The organism is Sinorhizobium chiapasense (genome assembly GCF_045277575.1).
In the GTDB taxonomy this organism is placed as follows: Bacteria; Pseudomonadota; Alphaproteobacteria; order Rhizobiales; family Rhizobiaceae; genus Ensifer; species Ensifer chiapasense_A.
The window spans coordinates 3,229,535-3,252,904 of sequence record NZ_CP144205.1 but is presented as its reverse complement, the minus strand read 5'-3'; the positions used below and the strand labels follow the sequence as shown (position 1 = coordinate 3,252,904).

Here is a 23,370-nt window from a genome sequence, read left to right as displayed (position 1 = left end):
TCGCCCTCTTGAACGCATCTTCTCTGGAGGCCCGCTAATGTCCCTCATTCATGAAATCGACTACGGCACTCCCGCTTCCAAGTCCGAAAAGCTGGTGACGCTGACGATCGACGGGCGCGAGGTCACCGTGCCCGAGGGTACCTCGATCATGCGCGCGGCGATGGATGCGGGCATCGAGGTGCCGAAGCTCTGCGCCTCCGACATGATGGATGCCTTCGGTTCCTGCCGGCTCTGTCTTGTCGAGATCAAGGGACGCGCCGGCATGCCGGCCTCCTGCACGACGCCGGTTGCGGCCGGCATCGAAGTCTCCACCCAGACGCCGCGGCTGAAGGACGTTCGCCGCGGGGTGATGGAACTCTACATCTCCGACCACCCGCTCGACTGTCTGACCTGTGCAGCCAATGGCGATTGCGAACTGCAGGACATGGCCGGCGCCGTCGGACTGCGCGACGTGCGCTATGGCTACGACGGCGAGAACCACGTCACCGCGCGCAACAATGGCGAGATCAACGCCAAGTGGATGCCCAAGGACGAGTCCAATCCCTATTTCACCTATGACCCGGCGAAATGCATCGTCTGCTCGCGCTGCGTGCGCGCCTGCGAGGAAGTGCAGGGCACCTTTGCACTGACGATCGGCGGCCGCGGATTCGACAGCCGCGTTTCAGCCGGCATGGCGGAAGACTTCATGTCGTCGGAATGTGTTTCCTGCGGCGCCTGCGTCCAGGCCTGCCCGACGGCGACGCTCACGGAAAAATCGGTCATCGAGATCGGCCAACCGGAACATTCCGTTGTCACCACCTGCGCCTATTGCGGCGTCGGCTGCTCGTTCAAGGCGGAAATGCGCGGCGAGGAACTGGTGCGCATGGTGCCGTGGAAGGACGGCCAGGCGAACCGCGGCCATTCCTGCGTCAAGGGCCGCTTTGCCTATGGTTATTCCAACCACAAGGACCGCATCCTCAATCCGCTGATCCGCGAGAAGGTCACCGACCCCTGGCGTGAGGTCACCTGGGAGGAGGCCTATGCGCATGTGGCCTCCGAGTTCCGCCGGATCCAGTACCAGTACGGCCGTGATTCCGTCGGCGGCATCACCTCGTCGCGCTGCACCAATGAAGAGACCTATCTGGTGCAGAAGCTGGTGCGCGCCGGCTTCGGCAACAACAATGTCGACACCTGTGCCCGCGTCTGCCATTCGCCGACCGGCTACGGTCTCGGCCAGGCCTTCGGAACGTCGGCCGGCACGCAGAATTTCGACAGCGTCGAGTTCACCGACGTCGCCGTCATCATCGGCGCCAACCCGACCGACGGCCATCCGGTCTTCGGCTCACGGCTGAAGAAGCGGCTGCGCGAAGGCGCCAAGCTGATCGTCATCGATCCGCGTCGCACCGACATCGTGCGTTCGCCGCATGTGGAAGCCGCCTATCACCTGCCGCTGCAGCCCGGCACCAATGTCGCGATCCTGACGGCGATGGCGCATGTGATCGTCACCGAAGGGCTTGCTGACGAGAAATTCATCCGCGAGCGCTGCGACTGGTCGGAGTACGAGGATTGGGCCGCCTTCGTCGCCGAACCGTATCACAGCCCGGAGGCGACCGAAGCCTACACCGGCGTGCCGGCCGAACTCGTGCGCGGCGCCGCCCGGCTCTATGCCACCGGCGGCAACGGTGCGATCTACTATGGTCTCGGCGTCACCGAGCACAGCCAGGGCTCGACGACGGTCATGGCGATCGCCAACCTCGCCATGGTCACCGGCAATATCGGCCGGCCGGGTGTCGGCGTGAACCCGCTGCGCGGCCAGAACAACGTGCAGGGCTCCTGCGACATGGGTTCGTTCCCGCACGAACTGCCGGGCTACCGCCATATCTCAGACGATGCCACCCGCGAGACTTTCGAGAAGCTCTGGGGCGTCGAGATTTCCAGCGAGCCTGGCCTGCGCATCCCCAACATGCTCGATGCCGCCGTCGACGGCACCTTCAAGGCCCTCTACATCCAGGGCGAGGACATCCTGCAGTCGGATCCGGACACCAAGCATGTGGCCGCCGGTCTCGCCGCGATGGAATGCGTCGTCGTGCACGACCTCTTCCTCAACGAAACCGCGAACTATGCCCACGTCTTCCTGCCGGGCTCGACCTTCCTGGAAAAGGACGGAACCTTTACCAATGCCGAGCGCCGCATCAACCGGGTGCGCAAGGTGATGACGCCGAAGAACGGCTATGCCGACTGGGAGGTCACGCAGAAGCTCGCCCAGGCGATGGGGCTTGACTGGAACTATCGCCACCCGTCCGAGATCATGGACGAGATTGCTGCGACGACACCGAGCTTCGCGCTGGTCTCCTATGACTATCTCGACAAGATGGGCTCCGTGCAGTGGCCCTGCAACGAGGCGCATCCCGAAGGTTCGCCGATCATGCATGTCGACGGTTTCGTGCGCGGCAAGGGCAAGTTCATCCGCACCGAATATGTCGCGACCGACGAGCGCACCGGTCCGCGCTTCCCGCTGCTGCTCACCACCGGCCGCATCCTCAGCCAGTACAATGTTGGTGCCCAGACGCGGCGCACCGACAATGTCGCCTGGCACGCGGAGGACCGGCTGGAGATCCATCCGCACGATGCCGAACAGCGCGGCATCCGCGATGGCGACTGGATCCGGCTCGCGAGCCGCGCCGGCGAGACGACCCTGCGGTCGCTGATCACCGATCGCGTGGCGCCCGGCGTCGTCTACACCACCTTCCACCACCCGTCGACGCAGGCGAACGTCATCACCACCGACTTCTCCGATTGGGCCACCAACTGTCCGGAATACAAGGTGACGGCGGTGCAGGTGATGCCGTCGAACGGTCCGTCCGACTGGCAGGTGGACTATGACGAACAGGCCCGCCAGTCGCGCCGGATTGCCGGCAAGCTGGAGGCGGCGGAGTAATCTCCCATGTGCGCGTGGCGTTCACTCCCCTCTGCCCTGCCGGGCATCTCCCCCACAAGGGGGGAGATTGGCTGGGCGCGCGCCATCGCCTCTCGTTCGACCTTGTGTTCGGCGCCGGTTCATCTCCGCGATGTGGGGGTGCGAGACAGGGGGCGACAATGCCTGTTTGTGATCTCCCCCCTTGTGGGGGAGATGCCCGGCAGGGCAGAGGGGGGTAGCCGGCTCGGCGCCCCGCCAAGTGATGACCACGTTTAAGACATCCCGGACCGTTCCCGAGACGGCCCGCCGCAACGGCGCGCTGCGGGAGGGTTCCCGCGCCGTGCCGGAGGAAACGCCTGTCGCCTTCACCTATGGCGGCTCGACGCATGCGGTGATGATGGCGACGCCCGGCGACCTCGAGGATTTCGCCGTCGGCTTCAGCCTGACCGAAGGCATCATCACGGATCACGACCAGATCGAAGCGGTCGAGGTCGTCGCCGAGACGGTTGCGGACAATCTCGGCATCGACCTGCAGATCGCGCTTCGCGACGAAGAGAATGATATGCTCCGCCGGCGTCGCCGGCACATGGCGGGTCCGGTCGGATGCGGCCTGTGCGGCATCGAATCGATCGAGCAGGCAGTGCGGCCGACGCCGGACGTTTCCCGTTCGAAGCTGACGCTGTCGCAGGAGGATGTGGTGTCGGCCGTGGCCTTGCTCAACGGCCAGCAGCCGCTGCATTTCGAGACGCGTGCCGTGCACGGTGCCGCCTTCTATGTGCCTGGGCACGGCCTGATCGCCGTGCGCGAGGACGTCGGCCGGCACAATGCGCTCGACAAGCTGGTGGGTGCTGCCGCGCGCGCCGGCTTCAAGGGCAGCGAAGGCGCCGTCGTCGTCACCAGCCGTGTGTCGGTCGAGATGGTGCAGAAGACGGCGGTTGTCGGCAGCTCCGTCATCATCGCCATTTCGGCACCGACGGCGCTTGCCATCCGCACGGCGGAAGTCGCGGGCATGACGCTGATTGCGCTCGTGCGCGGCGACGAATTCGAAATTTTCACCCATGCCGAACGCATCAAGTCCGGAGCCGTCGCCGATGTCGCATGACAACACCAACGCCAAGCTGATCTACATGGCGAACCAGATCGCCACCTTCTTCAAGAGCCAGCCGCAGAACGAAGCGGCCCAGGGCGTCGCGACCCACATCAACAAATATTGGGAGCCGCGCATGCGGCGCAAATTGTTCGAGCATATCGACAATGGCGGCGAGGGGCTGACGCCGCTGGTGCTGGAAGCGGCGCCGAAGATCAAGCGCCCGGAAGCCGCCTAGCTTGGGTTCATCACCCGCAGGTTCTCCGACCGGGTGTTTTTCGAAGCAAGTCGATACCTCATCTGAAAAGATTTTAGGGAAGGCGGCTACCGGTCGCCGCCTTCCCCATTCCCGAGCGCGGGGTGCAGGGATGTGCGCTCAGAAATTCTGCCAGCCGCCCGCGGCAGGCGCCGCAGCTAGGCTTGTTCGTTGGCCGCCGCGCATGGCGCGGGCCGTTGCATGGAGCCGGGTCGGCTGCACGCGGTCTTCGAGATGGCGGTGCGTGTCGATGACCTGGACTTCGTGACCGTAGCGGAACTGCCGGAGCAACTCGTGCAGGGCGTCCGCCTCGCGGGCCATCGCGTGGCTCGCGGCCGTGCTTTCCTCGACCATGGCGGCGTTCTGCTGGGTCGCCTGGTCCATTGAGTTGACTGCCTGGTTGATCTCCTTGAGACCGGTCGACTGTTCCCGCGCGGCCTCGACGATCGCCGAGACGTTGGCGTTGATCTCCTGGACCTGGGTCAGGATCTCTTCGAGTGCCGTGCCGGTCTGGCCGACCAGCGACACGCCATTCTTGACATGCTCGGTGGAGGTACCGATCAGCGCCTTGATATCCTTGGCGGCGCTTGCGGAGCGTTGCGCCAGTTCGCGCACTTCCTGGGCGACGACGGCAAAGCCCTTGCCGGCTTCACCGGCGCGTGCCGCTTCGACGCCTGCATTGAGCGCGAGGAGGTTCGTCTGAAAGGCGATGTCGTCGATGACGCCGATGATGTTGGAGATTTCGCGTGACGATTGTTCGATCTGGTCCATCGCGCCGATGGCGCTCTTGACGACGTTGCCGGAGCGTTCGGCGCCGGCCTTGGTCTTGGCGACCAGTTCGCCCGCTTCTTCGGCACGGCGGCTGGAGTCGGCAACCGTCGTGGTGATTTCGTCGAGCGCCGCCGCGGTTTCCTCGACGGAGGCTGCCTGCTGCTCGGTGCGCTTCGACAAATCGTCGGCGGCCGCGCGGATTTCCCGGGCGCCGGAAGCAATTGCGCTGGCGTTGTCGCCGACGGTCCGCATCGCCTCGCGCAGCTTGGCGGTCGCCCCGTTGAAGTCGGTCCGCACCGCTTCCATGCTGGGCACGAAGGGCGTGTCGAGGTTTCGGGTCAGGTCGCCTTCGGCGAGCGCCCTCAGGCTGGCCCCGAGGCTATTGATCGCGCTCATGCGCTCGCTGACATCGGTCGCGAATTTCACGACCTTGTAGACCCTGCCGCTCACGTCGCGGATTGGATTGTAGGCCGCCTGGATCCAGATCTCCTTGCCGCCCTTGCCGTAGCGCACGAACTCATTGGAGAAGAATTCGCCGGCGGCGAGGCGTTTCCAGAAGTCGGCATATTCGGCGGTACGGGCGTAATTCGGTTCGCAGAACATGCTGTGATGCTTGCCCTGGATTTCGGAGAGGCTGTAACCGAGTGCGGCGCAGAAATTCTCGTTGGCCGCAAGGATTTCGCCTGTGGGGGTGAACTCGATGACCGCTTGGGAACGGGAGATCGCGTCGAGCTTGCCGGCATCCTCGGTTGCCCGCGCTTTGGCGGCGGTGATGTCGGTTGCGAGTTTCACGACCTTGTAAGGCTTGCCGTTGCGGAAGACCGGGTTGTAGGTCGCCTGGATCCAGATTTCGCGGCCGCCCTTGGCGATGCGCTTGTAGGCATTGGCGTCGAATTCGCCGCGGCCGAGCCGAGCCCAGAAGTCGCGGTATTCCGGCGTCTGGGCGTATTCGGCGGAGCAGAACATGCGATGATGCTGACCGACGATTTCCGAAAGGCCATAGCCGAGAGCCTGGCAGAAGTTCTCATTGGCGGTCAGGATCTTGCCGGTCAGGTCGAACTGGATGATGGCCTGCGATTTTGAAAGTGCGGCGACGATCTGGCGCGCGTCCGCGATTTTTCCGAGAGCGAACATGATAACCCTCTGATCTGGTTCGTTGTTCAAGCCGGCTTCGTGCGTGCTGTCGACAGGGTTTGCGGGGCCAAAAGCGGCGCAGCTCTCTGGACAAGGACAAAGGCCGGATTGCCGAAAAATGTCTGGTCCGTTCGACGGCTGACCCTTCCAGGCCAGCGGCTTCGTGCTTCGTAGGGAGAGTTCGAACTACCGGGCTTCATGCCCAAGGCGCCGTGTTTCTGCAATCTATGTTAGTGGTAGGACTATTAAGCGGGTGTTAAAATAGCAATTATCAAATTTTAGTTGTGAAAAATCGTATACACTCTGTGAGTTGAATTAGATTGTCCTGTTATTGGCGCCCCTCAGGTAACTCCGGGTGCCCTCGCCAAAAGGAAAAGGCCCCCTTGCAGTCGGCGAGGGGGCCCTTCGAATTCAGGCTGGCGCGTATGATCAGGCGGCCATTTCCTCTACGTCGCGTTCCTTGAACATGCGCGCGAGGTTGAGGAAGCAGATCATGCCGTTCTCGTTGGCGATGATGCCTTCGGCAAAGCTCTTGTCGAAGGATGCCGTCACTTCCGGCACCGGTTGCACCTGGCTTCCCAGGACGGTGAGGATGTCGGAGACGCGGTCGACGACGAGGCCGATCACCATGTTGTGCACTTCGGCGACGACGATGGCGCTGCGTTCGTTGGCCGTCGTCGATTTCATGCCGAGCTTGTGGGCGAGGTCGATGATCGGGATCACCGTGCCGCGCAGGTTCATGACGCCGATCACTTCCGGCGGCGAATGCGGAATGGGGGTGGAGGGCGCCCAGCCGCGGATTTCGCGGATCGTCGTCGTCTTGACGCAGAATTCCTGATCGTGGAGGCGGAACGCAATGATCTCCAGCGTCTCGCCGTCGAAACCGGCCGTCCTGATTGTGTTGGTCATCGAAGGTCCTTCCAGCTTTCCGGTCGACGCCTATGGACGCGACACCGCCAAACTCGAGATATCTCCGCATGGCTGCCGGCGCACAGGAGCGCGGCGATGGTCCGTTGGGGAGAGATCTTTACAGTCCGCCGATCACATCCGGCGGGGCGCAGCTGCATCATGCGCGGAAGAACCGCTTTGCGCTTTGGGAAGGGACTATAGGCCGGGATTCGTTAAGACTTGCTTTTGCAAGTTCTCACGAACCAATCCGCCCCGAGGTTGCCCGGGGCGGAGGATTGAAACGGGATCAGGCGGAGGCGAGGACCGCCGCGAAGTGCTCTACGGCCCAATCCACCTGGTCGGCGGTGATGACGAGCGGCGGTGCGATGCGGATGGTGTCGCCGTGGGTGTCCTTGGCGAGGATGCCGCGTTCCTTCAGCGCCTCGCAGTATTTGCGGGCGCCGCCGGCCTCCGGCACCAGCTCCACCGCCAGCATCAGGCCGCGACCGCGCACTTCCTTGATGATGTTGGAGCGGATGTCGGTGAGCCCCTTCTGGAAGCGCTCGCCCATCCGTGCCGAATTCTCGATCATGCCTTCCTCGGTCAGCGCTTTCAGCGCCGCACGGGCAATGGCGCAGGCGAGCGGGTTGCCGCCGAAGGTCGAGCCGTGCTGGCCGGGCTTCAACACGCCCAGCACTTCCGAATTGGAGAGCACGGCCGAAACCGGATAGAAGCCGCCGGAGAGAGCCTTGCCGATCAGCGTCACGTCGGCCTCGATGGCTTCGTGCTCCTCGGCGAGCAGCTTGCCGGTGCGGCCGAGGCCGGTCTGGATTTCGTCGAGGATCAGCGTGACGCCATGCTTGGTGCAGAGTTCGCGCACCGTCGAGAAATAGCCGGCCGGCGGAACGATGACGCCGGCTTCGCCCTGGATCGGCTCGACGAGGAAGGCAACGGTGTTCTCGTTGATCGCGGCGCGGAAGGCGTCGATGTCGCCGAAAGGCACGACCTTGAAGCCCGGGGCGAAGGGGCCGAAGCCGGTGCGGGCGTCCGGATCGGTCGAAAAGCCAACGATGCCCATGGTGCGGCCGTGGAAGTTGTTGGCGCAGACGATGATCTCCGCCCTGTTTTCGGCGACGCCCTTGACCTCATAGCCCCACTTGCGCACCGCCTTCACGGCGGTTTCGACGGCTTCGGCGCCGGAGTTCATCGGCAGCACCTTGTGCGAGCCGGTCAGCGCCGCGATCTCTTCGTAGAAATGCGCGAGCTGGTCGTTGCGGAAGGCGCGGGAGGTGAGCGTCAGCTTCTGCGCCTGCTCCATCATCGCCTTCAGGATCTTCGGATGGCAATGGCCCTGATTGACGGCGGAATAGGCCGAGAGGCAATCGAGGTAGCGATTGCCCTCCATGTCCCAGACATAGACGCCTTCGCCGCGCGAGAGCACCACGTCGAGCGGCTTGTAGTTATGCGCGCCGAGCCGGTATTCGGTTTCGATCAGGGCTGCCGTCGTATTCATACATTGTCCTCCGTTTGTTATCTCAGGCGCTGCGGGTCGGCCGGTCGAGCACGCGGCGGCCGAAGAGACTCGCCGTCAGTTCGACCAGGATGCGCGCGCTCTTGCCGCGGTCGTCGAGGAAGGGGTTGAGCTCGACGACGTCGAGCGAGGAAACCAGCCCGCTTTCCCAGAGCATTTCCATGATCAGGTGCGCTTCGCGGAAGGTGGCGCCGCCGGGAACGGTGGTGCCGACGCCCGGCGCGAGCTCCGGGTCCATGAAATCGACGTCGAGGCTGACATGCAGCAGGCCGTTCGCGGCGCGAACCTCTTCGAGAATCTGGCGCATGATGTGGGCCATGCCGAGCTCGTCGACGGCGCGCATGTCATAGACGCGTACACCATGCTCGGCGATCTCGTCGCGCTCGCGGTCGTCGACTGAACGGATGCCGACCTGGAAGACCTTCTTCGGATCGACGAAGGGACGGTCGGCCGGCAGGATCGGGGCGAATTCCGCTTCGCCGCAGAAATAGGCGACCGGCATGCCGTGCATGTTGCCCGAAGGCGAAGTCGACGGAGAGTTGAAGTCGGCGTGGGCGTCGAGCCAGAGCACGAAGAGCGGCCGGCCGACTTCGGCGGCGTAACGCGCCATGCCCGAGACGCTGCCCATGGAGAGCGCGTGGTCGCCGCCGAGGATGATCGGGAAATGGCCCTGGCGAACCGTGTCGTGTACCGAGTCATGCAGCGCGCGGGCGAAGGCGGCGACGATTTGCAGATTGTTGGCGCCCGGGTGGTTGGCGAGGTCTCGGGCCGGCAGCGGCTTGACATCGCCCTCGTCGTGAACCGTGTGGCCGAGGTCGCGCAGCACCGTGTCGATGCCGGCGATGCGCAGCGCCGTCGGCCCCATGGCCGCGCCGCGTCGTCCAGAACCTTCTTCGATGGGTGCGCCGATCAGCGTGATGGTCGTCATATCCGCCCGATTCCTTCTCAAGATAATTCCGTGTGTTCCCGGTTGGGATCGCGCGGATTATGGCCAAAATGCGTGTCAGCAAAAAGATGGAAAACTGCCGATTAGTGAGATAAAATCGACAGATTGATAAGCATCATTTTACAAAGTGACAGGCAATGGATGATCTCGATCAGGCGCTGATCAGCGCCTTGCGCCAGAATGCGCGCATTCCCGTTTCGACGCTATCGGAAATGACGGGCGTCTCGCGCGCGACCGTTGCCGCCCGCATCGACAGGCTCGTCGCCAGTGGCACGATTGCCGCCTTTACCATCCGCACCGGCGCGGAAATTCCGGCTTCCGGGGTCCGCGCGGTGGTGATGATCGAGGTCCACGGAAAGATGGCGGACCGTGTTGCCGAGCAATTGCGCGGTTTGCCACAGGTTCGTGCACTGCACAGCACCAATGGCCGCTGGGACTTCATCGCCGAGCTCGAGGACCGCGATCTGGTCTCCTTCGACGAGACGCTGCGGCGCATCCGCCTGATCGACGGCATCACCGTCACGGAGACCAATATCCTGTTGAAAACCAGCAAGATGACCGGCGCCTTCTGAGCGGTTGCTCCGCCCTGAACCGGTGACGAAACCGCGTCCCGGAGTCGAATTGTTCTTGCTTTGTTCTCATGTTTCGCTATGATGTGCGCCTCACCCAAGATGGAGGATGTCATGGTTGCCAATGGCGGCAGGCTTGCCGATCGGCAGATCTGTGTGAAGCTGTTTGTCAGGCATGGCGACGAGGATCGCGCCATCGCCTTTTATCGCGAGGCGCTCGGCGCCGAGCTCCTGCAGCGGCATGAATGGCCGAGCGGGATCCTGACGAGTGCGGATTTGCGGATCGGGGAATCGGTCTTCCGGATTGCCGGGGCCAACCCGCGCCGTGACGCGGAACCCAAGCTTGGGGGGCCGCGCTCGCCGCATGCGCTCGGGACGACGGCGGTGATCCTGGAACTGCACGTGCGGGATGTCGATCGTGTCATCGGCCGGGCGATCGGTGCCGGCGCCAGCCTCCGAAACCCGGCCGAAACCTTGTCGACGGGTGATCGTGTCGGTGCCTTCATCGATCCCTTCGGCCATATCTGGGCGCTGTTCAATGCCATTGAGGATGCCGACATCGTCGATCTGAGCATCGAGGCCCGCAACGCCGCCTGAGGCGTTGCGGGCCTTTCGCTGCATTGCTGCGTGCTTGGGCGGACATGTTGGTCGCCGCGCGGCCTCAGCGGTAATCAGAAGAACTCGTCGAGCAGGCAGTAGAAGTCGCGTTTGTCGGCATCGTCCTTGTCGGTGCCGTAGGCTGTCAGAAACGGCTCAACCCATTCCTCGCCGAGATTGTGGACGATGCTGCGGCAGGCAAGCGCGATGTCCTGATAGCGATCGGCGACGCCCAGCCGGCTGCAATCGATGAAGCCGGAAAACCGGCCATTGTTCTCGATGATGTTCGGCAGGCAGGCGTCACCGTGGGTGACGACGAGCGTGCCGGTCGAGGGCACGCGGGCTTGCAGCTCGGCAAAGAGATCGGCCGCCGTGCGGCCGAGCCGCGTTTCGTCGAAATCGTCTGCATCGACAAGGCCGGCTTCGGTGCGCGTTCTCGCAATGGCGATGCGCTTGTCGATCCGGTGATCGAAAGTGCAGCCGGCGACATCGAGCGCATGCAGGTGTTTCAGGGCCTCTGCCAGAATGGCGATCCGGTCCCTTGGCGACCGCGTCGTGGATGCGAGGTCCGTGCCCTCGACCGCCTGCAGCAGCAGCCAGTTCGTTTCCGGCTCGAAGGCGCGGGCGATCACCCGCGGGCACGGCATGCCTTGTGACGCCAGCCAATCGAGCCGCGCCGCTTCGTCGACAAATTCACCGAAGGGGCCGGCAGCCTCGACCTTCAGCACCAGCATCGGACGATCCGGCGCCTGCAGCAGAAAGATGCTCGAGTCCGACTGTCCGAGCGTGTCCCGGTTCCAGTCATAAGCCGCAACGAGCGGCAAGAAATTCTCGGGCAATTCGAGATGCGGTTTTTGGGAAGACAAGACGATCACCTGAAAAATGAATGAAGCAAATTGGCAGGAATGACGCCGATGTAGGTTCGCTGCGGCGGCAATTCCACAGGTGCTGTGCGCGCGTTTACGCGGCTCAGGATCGTATTCGGTCCGCAGGCCGTATTTTGATCTGATCGGACTATCGTCGAGGAGAGCGCCGCCAGACGTGCTGCCGCTCAATATTCCTTCTCGAAGAAGATGCCGCCCGCTGCGGAGCCGTCGCCGGCGGCGGAGCCCTTGAGCTTTACGCCCTTGCCGACATCGAGATTGATGACCGCCTTGCTGGAAGAGGAATCGGAGCCCTGCTGCAGCTCGATATAGGTCCGGTCGTTGAGATACTTGCCGGCCCGCACCGAGGCGCCGCCCTTCTCGTCGGTGGTGACGTCGAGGTCGTCGACGCCGAGCTTGTTGCGCAGGCCATCAAGCAGCGACGTCGAGCCGCCGCCGGCAAGCTGGCTGACGGCGGAGGCGAGCTGGGCGATCTGGAAGGCCGAGAGGTTCGACAGCGACCGGTTGAAGATGAGCTGCGCCAGGATTTCGTCCTGCGGCAGCGCCGGTGATGACGAAAAGCCGATCTGCGGATTGTTGGCGAGGCCCGAGACCGAGACGGTGATCGTCGTCGCGCCGACGCTCGAAGTTGCCTTCAGATCCAGGGTCGGGATGAGATCGCCGCCGAAGCCGATCTTGCCCTCGGTGAAGGTCAGGCGTTTGCCGAGGATTTCCAGCCGGCCGCGACGCATTTCGAAGCCGCCGGATACGATCGGCTGCACCGCCGTGCCACGGATCGTCAGGTCGCCGCCGAGTTCGGCGTCGATGCCGCGGCCGCGCACGAAGACCTGGTTGGCACCGACACCGAGATCGAAGGCGATGACGCCGCTGGCATTGGCGCCGGCAGCCGGCACCTCGTCCTTGCGCAGGTCCTTGACCATCTTCTGCACCTTGGCGGGCGCGTTCTTGTGCTTGATGTCGATGGCCGAAAGCGACGTCGGCAGTTTCTCGGGAATGGTGATCGATGCCTTGCGGATCGTCACCTTGCCGCCGAGCGTCGGGGTCGCGACCAGCGGACCGGTCAGCGTCATTTCACCGGCAAGATTGGCGTTGAACAGCGTGCCGTCGACGTAAGTGGCATTGTTCAGGCGGATCGTCAGGTTGGCCGGGAAACCGGAGCCGGGAACCGTGCCGACGGTGCCGGTCGCCTCGATCGAGCCGCCGGTCGCGAGATTGGCCGAAAGCTTCGAGATCGTCGCCTGCTTGCCGTCGAGCGCGACATTCGCCGTGAGGTCGTTGAGCGCCAGGTTGCGGCGCACGTCGACGAGCCGGCCGCCAGATGTGGTGACGGTGCCGGCGATCTGCGGCGCCTTGGCGGAGCCGGAAATCGAAAGGTCGATGCCCGCCTGGCCCGTTAGCGTGAAGCCTTTTTCCGCCATCAGGTTGGCAATGAGGGCAAAGGGCATGTTGCCGTTGAATTTCATCGCGATCGGCATGTTGCCGCCGATATCGACATTGCCGCCGCCCTTGAAGGAAAGGCCACCGGCGCCCGAAAGCGTCGTGTCGAGCGTTACCTTGTTGTTGGCGAACTTGCCGTCGGCGGCGATGTCGAAGGCGGCGACCCCGACCGTGCGTGCCGCGGCGAGCGAGGCACCGGACCACTTGAGGTCGTAGGTGACAACAGGCGCGGATGCTGCGCCATCGACGTCGACGGTGCCGGCGATCGTGCCCTCGGCGCCGAGGTCCGGCGCGAACGCGTTGACCAACGCCGCCGGAAGGGCGTTGAGCTTCGCAGCGATGTCGAGTTTTTCGCCGGCGGCGCCGTTGACGGCGATGGTCCCCTTCGATGCCTGGATCGTCAGCGCGTCGAGGCGGACGACGCCGTTTTCGATGGCGATGACCGTCGGCTGGGCCAGCTTCAGCGGGATACCCTTCGGCGTCGCGCCGAAGGATGCCAGCCGTATTTCCGTGCGTCCCTTCGCACTCGTGAGATCGCCCTTGGCCGTGAGCGGGCCTCCGTCATATTTACCGTCGATCGAGAAGCCGGTGCGCCCGGCCTGCTGCTGAAAATCGACGGCGAGACCGGCGATGCGGTTCGGCCCTTGCGCGATCGTCTCGGCGCGCACGCTGCCTTTGATGGCAAGGGCGGCGACATCGGAGATGGTGATATCGGCGGTCGGCTTGGCAATCGTAAGGGCGTCGCGCTTGATGCCGCTGCCGCCGGCCTTGACGACGACGGAGGTGATGCCGTTTGTGGTCTTGATCGCGGCCGACCCGTTGAGATCGCCCGAAGCCTTCTGTCCGGCCATGGCAGCCAGCAGGCCGAGATCGGGCAGGTTGAAATCGATCATGCCGTCCGGCTTGAAGTCCGGGGTGAAACTGATCGCGCCGGTCAGCTTGTTCTCGCCGATCCGGGCCTCGAGCACCGGGATCGCGGTGCGCCCGTCCTTTGATACGACGTCGGCCTTGACGTCGATTGCCTGGCCGTCGAGCGCGCCGGTGGCGGTCAGGCTCGCCTGCGGGCTCGACGGGTTGGCCTTCGCATCGGCCTTGATGGTAAGATCGCTGAGCGTGCGTCCGGCGAGCGTGGCGCCGCTCGAGGTCAGTTCGGCCTTGACGCCGAGCTCGGCGAGCGGACCGGTAACGGCTGCCGTGAAATCAGCCTCGCCCTTGGCGTCGGCGAGGAGCCTACCGAGATCGGGCAGCTTTCCCTTGAGATCGGTGGTCAGCTGACCCTGAGCCAGGGCGACGGTACCGGCTGCTTCGATCGTGCTCGATTTGAGCTCGAGGCCCTCCACGGAAACGTCGCCGTCGCTCGTCGTCTTTACTTCCCCGGCAAGCGCGATGGTGCCGTCGAACTTCGCCGCAGCGGCCGGCGGCAAGACTCCCGGAACGGCAAAGAGCTTGAACGCGGCGGCGACGGTGTTTTCTTCACGCGAGACGGCGCCCGTGAGCGAGCCGCCAATGCCAGGGCTTTCGATCGTCACTGGATCGAAGCCAATGCTCTCCTTCGTCACCGCGAGGCTGGCGTCGACCTTCATCGGCGCCTGCACCAGCCGGACGAGGTTGGCGTCGTTGAAGCCGGCTTCGCCCACTTCGAGCACGGTCTTCACCGGACCGGACTGGGCCTGGAGGTTGAAGCCGTCGCTGCGGGCCGACAGCTTGACGGAACCGAGCGCAACATCCGGCAGCGTGACCGAGGCGACGTCGGCGGCGAGATCGAGGATTGCCGCTTCAGCGTCGCCGATCAGCGACAGGTTGACGGCGTTGATTTTTGCCTGGGCTTCACCCTTCTGCAGCGGCCAGCGGAAGTCGATCGCGCCGTTGGTGCCGGCAAGCCGGGCCTGCAGATTGTTGTCGCCCTTGCTGTCGAAGGTGCCGAAGGCGCCGAAGGTGAGCGCGCCGGTCGCGATCTGCCCCTTGTCGACGCGCACCATGCCCTGGCCGTTGAACGCGGCGGCAATGTCGATGCTGGTCTCGCCCTCGAACATCGGGCGCAAGGCCGGCGGCATCAGCGAGCCGAAGCCGCCGCCGCCGGTGACGGTGAGCCGGTGCATGCCGTCCGGTGTCTGGACGTGGCGACCGTCGAGCTTGAGGATCTCGCTGCCGTCGAGTGCGGCCGTTGCGGTGCCGGCCCAATCGGAAAGCGGTCCCTGACCGGTCAGCTTGATATTGACCGCAGGTTGGTTGGGCAGGCGAAGCAGCTTCGCCAACACACCGTTGCTGGGCTCGTCCACGGTCGCTTCGAGCTTCAGCTCGTTGCCCGCCGGATTGAAGACGATATCGGCGACGGCGCGCGCTTCCGGCCGATCGCGCTGGGCGGCGGTCAGGCCAAGGGCGATGCTCTCGTTGGTCGCATTGATCTTGCCGCTGGCCGTCAGGAACTGGTCTTCGCCTGCGATCGCCTTGCCGATGACGATTTCCTTGAGATCGATCGCGTCGATCTTGACGTCGACGGGAAGCACGAAGGTCGAACGCACTTCCTTGGTCTCGGTCGAGGGGATCGGCAGGCGTTCGACACGCACCGAGGCGGCGGAGATCGCCGCGGCGTCGAAGCGGAAGGAGAGGAGGGCCGCCGGCGACCAGTTGAGCTTGAGGTCGCGGATCTCCGCATAGACACCCTGGCCGTCGAAGAGCGTGATGCTTCCCGCCGCAAATTCACCTGTCAGCAGTGCGCTCGGGTCGGTGATCCGCACGATCTGGTCAGGCGTTGCCGCATATTTCTCGATTGCCCAGGCGACGAGCCGGGCGCCGGGAGTCGTGAAGCCCACGAAGGCGACGAGAAGGAGGGCAACGACCGCAATCACGCCAAGCACTCGAAGGCCATAGCGCAGCGTCGCGCGAAGGAAGCGGACGACCTGATTCATGTTCTACCCATAGCGCAAGTTGCGCTGCAGCGGAATCGCCGCAGGGCGAAACTATCAAAGGATGAGGGCAATTTGCCGAACCCGATGCATAATTCCTTAAATCGGGATCGATTTGAGGAATTATGCAGAAGATTTAAAGTGTTACAGCGATCTTAGCGCTCCTTGAAAGACGCGCGGCGCCATAGGGAGGGAATCGGTCCGAATCACCAAAATCAGGAATCAGAAGGATTGGCCGATACCGGCATAAATCCCGTACTTCGTGCCGCCCGGGTATTTGTTGAGCGGCACGGCGAAGTCGAGACGGATGGGGCCGAAGGGCGTGGCATAGCGCAGGCCGATGCCGGCACCGGCGCGAATGTCGGAGAAGTCGGGCGTCGTCTTCGCCGAGACGGTGCCGGCGTCGATGAACGGAACCACGCCGATCGTGTCGGTGATCGCGATGCGGGCTTCGAGCGAGGCGTTGACATAGGAGCGCCCGCCGGTCTCCCTGTTTTCGGAGTTGCGCGGGCCGATCTCCTGGTAGGAGTAGCCGCGCACCGAGCCGCCGCCGCCGAGATAGAAGCGACGGTTCGCCGGGATATCCTCAAGCCCGCCGCCGCCGACGAGCACGCCGGCGCTGATCTTGCCGGCGAGAACGAAACGCTTCTCGTCGCCGAGCGCATGGTAGCCTGATGCCGACGCTTCGAAAGACGAGAAGAAGGTCTGACCCTTGATCTCGTAGCTCGGCTTGGCGTTGATCATCGCCCGGTAGCCTTCGGTCGCGTTCAGCTTGTCGTTGCGGGTGTCGCGCACATATTCGAGCGGAATGGCGGCAGTCAGGTAGGAATTCGAGCCGAAGGCGTCGTCGATATTGGCCCAGCTCAGCTCGCCGCCCCCCGAGACGGTGTCGGTCGGCGAGAGTTCGAATGTCGCACCGGCCGCACCCGTCAGGATCTTGGCGCGATAGGCGTCCGGATCCTGGATGTTGGCCTTGACGCTGGCGGTAAAGGTCGAGGCGGGGCCGAAGGCACCGGGCTTGGCGAAGAGGATGCCGACCGAATAGTCGAGCTTGTCCAGTTCCTTCGTCTCGCCGATGCGGTCGACCGAGCCTTCGATGCGCAGCGATTCCGCCCGCCCGAACAGGTTGCGGTGTCCCCAATAGCCCGAGAGACCGAGACCGTCCGTGGTCGAAACCTGGGCGCCGAAGCCGAAATACTTGTGCTTGCCCTCGGAGACCTCGATCTTCATCGGGATCGACCCATCGGGCGAAAGCGCGTTGGCCTCCTTGATCGTCACGCTCGAGAACACGCCGAGCTGGCGCAGGCGTTCGGATGCCTTGCGGATATCCTCGGGCGAATAGGGGCGACCTTCATTGAGGCGCGAATAGTCGCGCACGAAGGCGGGATCGACGGTCTTGGTTCCCGACACGCTGACATCGCCGACGGGTGCTACCGGCCCGCCGCTTGCGCCGATGACGATGTCGACGGTGGAATTGGCGTGGTTGGCGACGGCGCTGCGTTCGGTAAGCTTGGCGAGCGGCCGGCCCTGCTCGCGCAGGTCGTTCACGACCTTTTCGCCAGCCTTGATGATCAGGGTCGAATCGGCGCGGGCACCGGCCGGCAGGCCATAGTCATCCGGATTGAAGCCGGCCGCATCGCCTTCGAACTTGACGGAGCCGACCTTGAAGACCGGGCCTGATGTGACGGTGACAGTGACCGGGATCGGCTTGCCGTCCGGAAAGGAAGGATCCGGCGGCAGGCTGTCGATGTCCTGGCCGTTGACGCGAATTGCCACGGTGCCGCCGTAGCGGGCTTTTTCGTAAAGGGCTGCGAGCAGACGGTCGCGATCGTCGCGGGCGCGGATGGCAAGGCCGAGATCGCCGGACACGGGCTTTTCCTGGCCCTGGACGAGCTGCGAGCTGTTTTCCAGCGCTTCCTTCAGTTCCTTGTCGTCGGTGCCGGCGTCGAAGGTAAGCGTATAGTTGACCGGGTCGATGACCGGCGCTTCCTCTTCGTCGCTCTCGAAGAACTTCATGCCGAAGAGCTTGAAGGCGTGGGCGCTTTTGGCGGAAATCGGGCCGAGCGCAAACGAGAAGGCGACTGCAAGCGCAGTTGCGGCCTTCCAGTACGCAATACTCGACCGTGGTGGGGACATTCGCTTCCGCATCCCGTCTTCAGGCGACCCAATACAAACTGCCTGCATATGCGGCCGGGTCACTATTGCATGCCTAAGGTTTTCCATCTGTTAACGATGACGGCCGGCCGCATCCACCCCTGATGCCGATTTTCGGTGGCGATTTGCTGGAAAAAGCTTCGAAATGTTGTCGGCGCATCACAACCATAGGCTCCGAACGGATGGTTTCCAGCCAGGCGTTCCGACGATTTTGTCGGGCGCTTGGCTGGCTTTGTTCGCGGTTCGCCAGGGTTAGGCTGCTTCCGGCAATGCGCGCAACTGCGGTACGCGGGAGGCTATGATGACGAGAAATTGGATCAGGAAGCCGCCAGCTGCGACCACCAGACATAGCTCGACGCCGAAGTGCGTGGCGACGACGGCCCCGAGCGCTGCACCGATCGGCCGCGCTCCGAACGTGGCCGTGGTGATGAAGGCGGAAACCCGGCCCAGCATCGCATTCGGCGTGACGGCCTGTCGCAGGGTGAGGGTCGCGATCGACCAGAGCACCGGGCCGGCGCCGAACAGAAAGAAGCTCAGCCCGGCAAGGGCGCCGGATGGCACCCAGATCGTGGAGAGCATCACCGCGGCCGCCGCCAAGCCCCCCAGAGGACCAAGGGCGATCATTGCGCCGAACGAAATACGCCGCGCAATGGCGGGCGCGGCGAATGCCCCGATCATCATGCCGGCGCCATAGATGCCCAGGGTGATGCCGACGCCCATGGCCGTCAGACCAAGGGTTTGAACGGCATAGGCGACATAGACAGCCTGCAGCACGAACCAGGCCGTGTTGAAGACGATGGCGGTCACGAGAATGGGCCTGAGCAGCCCGTGGCCGGCAAGGAACCGTGCGCCTTCGATCAGGTCCTGGAGGAGTTTGCGTTTCGCCGTCGCGGGTTGGTGTTGATCGCCAACGCCGGCAAGCAGGACGATGGAGAGAAGGGAAAGGCATGTGGCGACGACATAGGCGAGCGACGCACCCGTCCATGCCACGATTGCGCCGCCGATCGCCGGTCCGCCCGAATAGGCAAGGCTCCGGGCGAGTTCCAGCCAACGGTTGGCATCGGCCAGTCGGGCGCGAGGAACGATCGCCGGGACAAGGGCGGGGGCGGCGACATTGTAGCAAACGGTGCCGATGGCGCCGACGAAACCCATCACGGCCAGAAGCGGCAGGGTCAACAGGCCGCTGACCATCAGTAGCAAGGTGGCGACCAGCGACAATGCGCGCAGCATTTCCGAGGAGATCATCAGCCTGCGCCGCGAGGTGCGATCGGCGACGAGTCCGGCGGGAATGGAAAGCAAGAGGAACGGAAGCGTCTGGGCCATCTGCAGCCATCCGGTTTCCGCCGGCCCGGCTGCGAGCAGAAGCACGGCAGCGAGCGGAGCGGCAGCCAGCGCCATCTGCTCGGAGAATTGCGCAAACAGATTGGACCAGCCGATGCGCTTGAAGGCTGGCGGCAAGGGAATGCCTGGTGATTTCGACATGGAACGACCTCGATGGTGATATCGAGGTCAGCAGACGGATTTGCGCGACCGATAACCACCCGGTTTGCGCGCGTCGGATCATTTCTTGGGAGCATGCCCGGTTTCGCTGGGTGCCGGAACGAAAAACCCCCTCAGGACCGTCAGCCATGAGGGGGTAAACGACTCCTGCGGTGGGCTTGCGCTACGCCGAAGGATGATCGCCTTCGCTACGCCTTAGCGCGGGCAGGCGTCGATGTAGCGGCGGCCGTAGCGGTCGCGGTAGTAGCACTGTCCCGGCTGTTCGCTGACATGGCCGATGACTGCGCCGGAAACGCCGCCGATGGCTGCGCCGACCGCTGCGCCACGGACGTCGCCGGTGATCGCGCCGCCGATGATCGCGCCGGAAACGGCACCGATGCCGGCGCCCTTTTCCGTCTGGGTGCAGCTTGCGACCGACAGGGCGACCAGCACAAGTGCGATGGCTTTCTTCATGTTGTCCTCTCCGATCTCTACGGATCTCAGCCTCTTGCTCAGTCCGTCCCTTGGATGATGGCGGAGCCGGGATCATCCCGCTCCACCTGAACTTGCAGTTCGGAAAATACGCGGTCCCGATTTAAAGTCTACGGGAGACCTGCGGTTTCTTCCGGCGCGCAAGATAATGATATCGTTCCTGAACGGGACATGAAGGCGCAGTTCCCCGCGATACAACCGGCGTGGAAAAATTTTGTCGTTCGGCGGACGGTAGCGGTTGCGGCATTCCAAAAAAAGACAAATGATACAAACAAGCCTGCGATATCCGGGAGGAACGGATTCGTGGGCGACGGGCATCGATATCAGTTGGCGCGTACCCTAGTCGCGTGAACCATCTCACCCGACTTTTCGGCCGCGCTCGTGTTGGCATTGACCGACCCCGGAGGAGCGAAATGGCGAAAGTGACAATGACGGTCAACGGCCGTCAGGTGAGCGGTCATTGCGACGACCGCACATTGCTGGTGCAATTCATACGCGAAAATCTTGGACTGACGGGTACCCATGTCGGCTGCGACACCTCGCAGTGCGGCGCCTGCGTCATCCATATGGACGGAAAGTCGGTCAAGAGCTGTTCCATCCTCGCCGCGCAGGCGGCCGGATCCACGATCACCACCATCGAAGGGCTGGCGGCCGACGGCGAACTCCACCCGGTGCAAGCGGCGTTCAAGGCCAATCACGGACTGCAATGCGGCTTCTGCACGCCAGGCATGGTGATGACCGCCGTCGACATGATCCGCAGGCACCAGGGGCAACTGGACGAGGCGACGGTTCGAGCCGAACTCGAAGGCAACATCTGTCGCTGCACCGGATACCACAATATCGTCAAGGCGATCCTTGCCGCTGCCGCCGAGATGAGCGGCGCACGCGTGGCCGCAGAATAGCGGCCGGACGGCGGGCGAAAAGAGCGTCGCCCTGCATGTCATCGAAGGACTGTCGCTGGAAATCTCGGGAGGAGATCGGCAATGGGCGTTGAAGGCATTGGCGCGCGGGTGGCGCGCAAGGAAGACAAGCGGTTCCTGACCGGCAAGGGCCGCTATACGGACGACATGTCCGTGCCGGGCATGAAATATGCGGTGTTCGTGCGCAGCCCGCATGCGCACGCCAAAATCCTCAAAGTGGACGCATCCGCAGCCAAGGGCATGCCTGGCGTCATCGACGTGCTCGACGGCAAGCAGCTTCTTGCCGACGGAATCGGCAACCTGATCTGCGGCTGGATGATCCACTCCAAGGGCGGAACGCCGATGAAGATGGGTGCCTGGCGACCGCTCGCGCATGAGACGGTGCGCTATGTCGGCGATGCCGTGGCGATTGTCGTTGCCGACAGCGTGGCCGGGGCCCGCGATGCGGCCGAGGCCGTCGTCGTCGACTATCAGGAGCTTCCTGTCGTGACCGATGCGACCAAGGCGCTGGAGCCAGGCCAGCCGCAGCTTCACCCGGAGGCGGCCAACAACCTGATCTTCGATTGGGAACTCGGCGATGCGGCCGCGACCGACAAGGCGATCGCCGCGGCGGCGCATGTCACCGAGATCGAGATCCACAACAACCGGCTCTCGCCGAACCCGATGGAGCCGCGCGCCACGCTCGGCATCTATGACAGCGGCGACGATCACTATACCTGCTACACGACCAGCCAGAACCCGCATGTGGCGCGGCTGGTGATGAGTGCCTTCTATAACGTTGCGCCGGAAAACAAGCTCCGCGTCATCGCCCCCGATGTCGGCGGCGGCTTCGGCTCGAAGATCTACATCTATCCGGAGGAGATCGTCTGTCTCTGGGCTTCGAAGCGCACGGGCGTGCCGGTCAAATGGACCTCCGATCGCACCGAAGCCTTCCTGACCGACGCGCATGGCCGTGACCACGTGTCGAAGGTGAAGATGGCTTTCGACGCCAACAACCGCATCATCGGGCTCAAGGTCGATACGATCGCCAATCTCGGCGCCTATATGTCGCTCTTCTCTTCGGCGGTGCCGACCTATCTCTATGCAACGCTGCTCTCCGGGCAATATGACATTTCGGCGATCCATGCCAATGTCCGCACCGTCTACACCAACACTGCGCCGGTGGATGCCTATCGCGGCGCCGGACGGCCGGAGGCGACCTACTTGCTCGAGCGCACGATGGAGACGGCGGCGCGCGAGCTCGGCGTCTCGCCGGCGGAACTGCGGCGGGTCAATTTCATCCGCTCCTTCCCGCACCAGACGCCGGTCATCATGAATTACGATGCCGGCGACTACGACGCTTCGCTCGAAGCGGCGATGAAGGCGGCCGACTGGGACGGTTTTGCCGCGCGCAAGGCGGAAGCTGCCGGCCGCGGCATGAAGCGCGGCATCGGCATGAGCTGCTATATCGAGGCCTGCGGCATCGCGCCCTCGGCAGCGGTCGGTTCGCTCGGTGCCGGCGTTGGTCTTTGGGAATCGGCCGAGGTGCGCGTCAATGCCGTCGGCACGATCGAAGTCCTGACCGGGTCGCACAGCCATGGCCAGGGCCACGAGACGACCTTTGCCCAGCTCGTCGCCGACCGCTTCGGCGTGCCCCTCGACAGCGTCAATATCGTGCATGGCGATACCGACAAGGTGCAGATGGGCATGGGCACCTATGGCTCCCGTTCCGGTGCCGTCGGCATGTCGGCCGTCGTCAAGGCGCTCGACAAGGTCGAGGCCAAGGCAAAGAAGATCGCCGCACATCTGATGGAAGCGGACGAAAGCGACATCGTCATCGAGAACGGCGAACTGAAGGTCGCCGGCACCGACAAGGCGGTGCCCTGGTTCCAGATGGCGCTTGCCGCCTATACTGCCCACAATCTGCCCGCCGGCATGGAGCCGGGGCTGAAGGAGGGGGCCTTCTACGACCCCGCCAACTTTACCTTCCCGGCCGGCTGCTACATCTGCGAGGTGGAGGTCGATCCCGAGACGGGGCGGACGAAGATCATCCAGTTCGTCGCCGCTGACGACTTCGGCAACATCATCAACCCGATGATCGTCGAGGGGCAGGTGCATGGCGGGCTGGCGCAGGGCATCGGCCAGGCGCTGCTTGAAGGGGTGCACTACGATGCCTCGGGCCAGCTTCTGACGGCGAGCTACATGGACTACGCCATGCCGCGCGCCGACGACCTGCCGTCGTTCCAGGTCTCGACCTCGAACACGCCCTGCCCGAACAATCCGCTGGGCATCAAGGGCTGCGGCGAGGCCGGCGCCATCGGCTCTCCACCGGCGCTGATCAATGCGATCACCGACGCCATCGGCAACAACGCGCTCACCATGCCGGCAACACCGCAGAAGGTGTGGGCGGCGGCGCAAGCAGCCAACTGATCGGGAGGACACCC

At 63.9% G+C, this 23,370-nt stretch carries 16 protein-coding genes; 7 read left to right on the top strand and 9 right to left on the bottom strand.

Annotated elements, in window-relative coordinates; genetic code table 11:
* The first annotated feature begins 37 nt into the window (after positions 1-37).
* The 3 genes from fdhF (at position 38) to QM996_RS15640 (ending at position 4,221) form a co-directional block, all read left to right on the top strand.
* Positions 38-2,917 carry a formate dehydrogenase subunit alpha gene (gene fdhF, locus QM996_RS15650; RefSeq protein WP_500268253.1) on the top strand — a complete coding sequence of 960 codons (2,880 nt, stop codon included), beginning with the start codon at positions 38-40 and terminating at the stop codon, positions 2,915-2,917.
* 241 nt (positions 2,918-3,158) lie between these two features.
* The gene (gene fdhD / locus QM996_RS15645; RefSeq protein WP_500268252.1) at positions 3,159-3,998 is read left to right on the top strand and encodes a formate dehydrogenase accessory sulfurtransferase FdhD; all 840 of its coding nucleotides are present in this window, start codon (positions 3,159-3,161) and stop codon (positions 3,996-3,998) included.
* Entirely contained in the window at positions 3,988-4,221 is a 234-nt protein-coding gene (locus QM996_RS15640) for a formate dehydrogenase subunit delta (RefSeq protein WP_247959481.1), read from the top strand. The genes fdhD and QM996_RS15640 overlap by 11 nt, the downstream gene beginning before the upstream one ends.
* Before the next feature lie 138 nt (positions 4,222-4,359).
* On the opposite strand, the gene QM996_RS15635 is transcribed toward QM996_RS15640, so the two are convergent.
* From QM996_RS15635 to rocF, 4 genes are all read right to left on the bottom strand, one after another.
* Positions 4,360-6,144 (bottom strand): methyl-accepting chemotaxis protein, encoded by a 1,785-nt coding sequence (locus tag QM996_RS15635; RefSeq protein WP_500268251.1) that lies wholly within the window; start codon positions 6,142-6,144, stop codon positions 4,360-4,362.
* Between the two features lie 429 nt (positions 6,145-6,573).
* On the bottom strand, positions 6,574-7,053 hold the full coding sequence (locus QM996_RS15630; protein WP_500268250.1) for a chemotaxis protein CheW: 480 nt from the start codon (positions 7,051-7,053) through the stop codon (positions 6,574-6,576).
* A 286-nt stretch (positions 7,054-7,339) separates the two neighbouring features.
* Entirely contained in the window at positions 7,340-8,545 is a 1,206-nt protein-coding gene (rocD, locus tag QM996_RS15625) for an aspartate aminotransferase family protein (protein ID WP_500268249.1), read from the bottom strand.
* A gap of 22 nt (positions 8,546-8,567) precedes the next feature.
* Positions 8,568-9,491, bottom strand: coding sequence for an arginase (gene rocF / locus QM996_RS15620; protein WP_500268248.1), 924 nt, complete (start codon positions 9,489-9,491; stop codon positions 8,568-8,570).
* 155 nt (positions 9,492-9,646) lie between these two features.
* Here rocF and QM996_RS15615 point away from each other — a divergent pair, with 155 nt between their 5' ends.
* The gene (locus tag QM996_RS15615; protein WP_429815105.1) at positions 9,647-10,081 is read left to right on the top strand and encodes an Lrp/AsnC family transcriptional regulator; all 435 of its coding nucleotides are present in this window, start codon (positions 9,647-9,649) and stop codon (positions 10,079-10,081) included.
* Between the two features lie 111 nt (positions 10,082-10,192).
* Positions 10,193-10,675, top strand: coding sequence for a VOC family protein (locus tag QM996_RS15610; RefSeq protein ID WP_173517698.1), 483 nt, complete (start codon positions 10,193-10,195; stop codon positions 10,673-10,675).
* Between the two features lie 74 nt (positions 10,676-10,749).
* Here QM996_RS15610 and QM996_RS15605 read toward each other — a convergent pair whose 3' ends face one another.
* From QM996_RS15605 to QM996_RS15585, 5 genes are all read right to left on the bottom strand, one after another.
* Positions 10,750-11,541, bottom strand: coding sequence for an aminoglycoside 3'-phosphotransferase (locus QM996_RS15605; protein ID WP_500268247.1), 792 nt, complete (start codon positions 11,539-11,541; stop codon positions 10,750-10,752).
* Positions 11,542-11,726: 185 nt separating this feature from the next.
* Positions 11,727-15,905 carry a translocation/assembly module TamB domain-containing protein gene (locus QM996_RS15600; protein ID WP_500268246.1) on the bottom strand — a complete coding sequence of 1,393 codons (4,179 nt, stop codon included), beginning with the start codon at positions 15,903-15,905 and terminating at the stop codon, positions 11,727-11,729.
* 219 nt (positions 15,906-16,124) lie between these two features.
* Positions 16,125-18,038 (bottom strand): autotransporter assembly complex protein TamA, encoded by a 1,914-nt coding sequence (locus QM996_RS15595; RefSeq protein WP_500268245.1) that lies wholly within the window; start codon positions 18,036-18,038, stop codon positions 16,125-16,127.
* A gap of 270 nt (positions 18,039-18,308) precedes the next feature.
* Complete coding sequence (locus tag QM996_RS15590) at positions 18,309-19,538, bottom strand: MFS transporter (protein WP_500268244.1); 1,230 nt, start codon at positions 19,536-19,538, stop codon at positions 18,309-18,311.
* Positions 19,539-19,751: 213 nt separating this feature from the next.
* A complete protein-coding gene (locus tag QM996_RS15585) occupies positions 19,752-20,009 on the bottom strand; it encodes a YMGG-like glycine zipper-containing protein (RefSeq protein WP_065774087.1) in 258 nt (85 codons plus the stop codon).
* Positions 20,010-20,440: 431 nt separating this feature from the next.
* Between QM996_RS15585 and QM996_RS15580 the strand changes: the two genes are divergently transcribed.
* Together QM996_RS15580 and QM996_RS15575 are read left to right on the top strand one after the other, a co-directional pair.
* The gene (locus QM996_RS15580) at positions 20,441-20,929 is read left to right on the top strand and encodes a (2Fe-2S)-binding protein (RefSeq protein ID WP_034802397.1); all 489 of its coding nucleotides are present in this window, start codon (positions 20,441-20,443) and stop codon (positions 20,927-20,929) included.
* 81 nt (positions 20,930-21,010) lie between these two features.
* Positions 21,011-23,356 (top strand): xanthine dehydrogenase family protein molybdopterin-binding subunit, encoded by a 2,346-nt coding sequence (locus tag QM996_RS15575; protein ID WP_500268243.1) that lies wholly within the window; start codon positions 21,011-21,013, stop codon positions 23,354-23,356.
* The last annotated feature ends 14 nt before the right edge of the window (positions 23,357-23,370 follow it).

Bases quoted from the DNA above. Each gene is read 5' to 3' on its own strand.
- fdhF (WP_500268253.1), top strand. From the start codon at position 38: ATGTCCCTCATTCATGAAATCGACTACGGCACTCCCGCTTCCAAGTCC.
- fdhD (WP_500268252.1), top strand. From the start codon at position 3,159: ATGACCACGTTTAAGACATCCCGGACCGTTCCCGAGACGGCCCGCCGC.
- QM996_RS15640 (WP_247959481.1), top strand. From the start codon at position 3,988: ATGTCGCATGACAACACCAACGCCAAGCTGATCTACATGGCGAACCAG.
- QM996_RS15635 (WP_500268251.1), bottom strand. From the start codon at position 6,144: ATGTTCGCTCTCGGAAAAATCGCGGACGCGCGCCAGATCGTCGCCGCA.
- QM996_RS15630 (WP_500268250.1), bottom strand. From the start codon at position 7,053: ATGACCAACACAATCAGGACGGCCGGTTTCGACGGCGAGACGCTGGAG.
- rocD (WP_500268249.1), bottom strand. From the start codon at position 8,545: ATGAATACGACGGCAGCCCTGATCGAAACCGAATACCGGCTCGGCGCG.
- rocF (WP_500268248.1), bottom strand. From the start codon at position 9,491: ATGACGACCATCACGCTGATCGGCGCACCCATCGAAGAAGGTTCTGGA.
- QM996_RS15615 (WP_429815105.1), top strand. From the start codon at position 9,647: ATGGATGATCTCGATCAGGCGCTGATCAGCGCCTTGCGCCAGAATGCG.
- QM996_RS15610 (WP_173517698.1), top strand. From the start codon at position 10,193: ATGGTTGCCAATGGCGGCAGGCTTGCCGATCGGCAGATCTGTGTGAAG.
- QM996_RS15600 (WP_500268246.1), bottom strand. From the start codon at position 15,905: ATGAATCAGGTCGTCCGCTTCCTTCGCGCGACGCTGCGCTATGGCCTT.
- QM996_RS15595 (WP_500268245.1), bottom strand. From the start codon at position 18,038: ATGTCCCCACCACGGTCGAGTATTGCGTACTGGAAGGCCGCAACTGCG.
- QM996_RS15590 (WP_500268244.1), bottom strand. From the start codon at position 19,538: ATGTCGAAATCACCAGGCATTCCCTTGCCGCCAGCCTTCAAGCGCATC.
- QM996_RS15585 (WP_065774087.1), bottom strand. From the start codon at position 20,009: ATGAAGAAAGCCATCGCACTTGTGCTGGTCGCCCTGTCGGTCGCAAGC.
- QM996_RS15580 (WP_034802397.1), top strand. From the start codon at position 20,441: ATGGCGAAAGTGACAATGACGGTCAACGGCCGTCAGGTGAGCGGTCAT.
- QM996_RS15575 (WP_500268243.1), top strand. From the start codon at position 21,011: ATGGGCGTTGAAGGCATTGGCGCGCGGGTGGCGCGCAAGGAAGACAAG.